The organism is Schinkia azotoformans, assembly GCF_035811335.1.
GTDB classification, from domain to species: Bacteria; Bacillota; Bacilli; order Bacillales; family Bacillaceae_J; genus Schinkia; species Schinkia azotoformans.
The window spans coordinates 1-762 of the sequence record NZ_JARSMD010000063.1 but is presented as its reverse complement, the minus strand read 5'-3'; the positions used below and the strand labels follow the sequence as shown (position 1 = coordinate 762).

At 36.0% G+C, this 762-nt stretch carries 1 protein-coding gene; it reads left to right on the top strand.

Going from position 1 to position 762, the window contains the following annotated elements; genetic code table 11:
• Positions 1-194: 194 nt before the first annotated feature.
• Positions 195-611, top strand: a complete 417-nt coding sequence (gene tnpA, locus P9E47_RS22735) for an IS200/IS605 family transposase (protein ID WP_326165159.1) — start codon at positions 195-197, stop codon at positions 609-611.
• Positions 612-762: the final 151 nt, after the last annotated feature.

Genomic DNA, 762 nt, shown 5'->3' with positions numbered 1-762 from the left:
ATTATGGACTTTAGTCAGTTGAGCCTGAATAAGGCGAAACATAAAACCACCCGCTATGCGGGTGGGCAACAAATTGTTATACAAAAATACTCACTTTCAGTTCTATAATAGAGATTGTTCAAGCCTCCATAATAAAGAAAGGAAAGTGAGCATCATTGGCAAATAAAGAACATAGTTTAGCACATACCAAATGAATGTGTAAATACCATATCGTCTTTACTCCAAAGTATAGACGAAAAATAATCTACAATCAATATAGGAAGAGCGTAGGAGAGATATTAAGAACACTATGTAAATACAAAGGAGTTGAAATAATAGAAGGCCATCTTATGCCAGATCATGTGCATATGTTAGTGAGTATTCCACCCAAATTATCAGTTTCAAGTTTTATGGGATATTTAAAAGGGAAGAGTGCGCTCATGATGTTTGATAAACATGCAAATTTAAAATATAGATTTGGAAACAGGCATTTTTGGGCTGAAGGATACTATGTAAGTACAGTGGGTCTTAACGAAGCTACGATTAAAAAATACATTCAAGATCAAGAAAAACATGATATTGCATTAGATAAATTGAGTGTAAAAGAGTATACAGACCCTTTCAAAGGGTAGCCAAGTAATAAAAACAGCCCTTTAGGGAGGGCAAAAGTGGCAAAGGCAATAGAGGCTTGAATATATATGAAAGCCAGCGCCTTTAGACGCTGGCCGGTAATTAAGGCTTATAGCCTTAGTGCAAACCACCCTTTGGAAGGGTGGTTATGAT

Coding starts and splice junctions, on each gene's coding strand:
- tnpA (WP_326165159.1), top strand. CDS start 195: ATGTGTAAATACCATATCGTCTTTACTCCAAAGTATAGACGAAAAATA.